At 47.0% G+C, this 515-nt stretch carries 1 protein-coding gene; it reads left to right on the forward strand.

All coding sequences use genetic code 11. The features are described 5' to 3' along the window. Nucleotides 1-216 precede the first annotated feature (216 nt). The gene (locus tag LDX50_RS31135; protein ID WP_225700128.1) at nt 217-477 is read left to right on the forward strand and encodes a GIY-YIG nuclease family protein; all 261 of its coding nucleotides are present in this window, start codon (nt 217-219) and stop codon (nt 475-477) included. Nucleotides 478-515 lie beyond the last annotated feature (38 nt).

A 515-nucleotide genomic window follows, 5' to 3' on the forward strand; every position in this document is an offset into this window, starting at 1 on the left:
TCGGGCGGGCCTGCCCGACTGCGTCAGCAGGCGGGAAGTCCCACTCCGGGTACAAACACAAAAAGCAGCTCTTTGGGCTGCTTTTTGTGTTTCCCCGTATCCCGTATCTTTTTCTGCACCCATTTCGCTCTTTTTTTCCCCACTCTCACACATTCACTCAATCCTCCTCTTCATAAGAATATTTTCCATTGACCGTAGATCAAATTAATTTATTGGATGCATTTTATCTATATCATCCAGGGGAAAAACGATCAGCTATACAAAGGAATAACAACCAATCTCACGAACCGTATCCAGGATCATAACGCCGGACGAACTCGGTCAACCAAAGCTGGTCGTCCATGGAAGCTAATTTATTTTGAGAAGATTAAGGGATATTCAAATGCCCGTTTACGCGAAAAGTATTTAAAATCTGCAGCAGGGCGAAGATGGATAGAGAAGAATATTCACTTGTGGGTTCCCCGCCCGATCGACTGACATCGATCAGTCGGGCGGGCCTGCCCGACTGCGTCAGC

It is taken from the genome of Fulvivirga sedimenti, assembly GCF_020328055.1.

Coding starts and splice junctions, on each gene's coding strand:
- LDX50_RS31135 (WP_225700128.1), top strand. CDS start 217: ATGCATTTTATCTATATCATCCAGGGGAAAAACGATCAGCTATACAAA.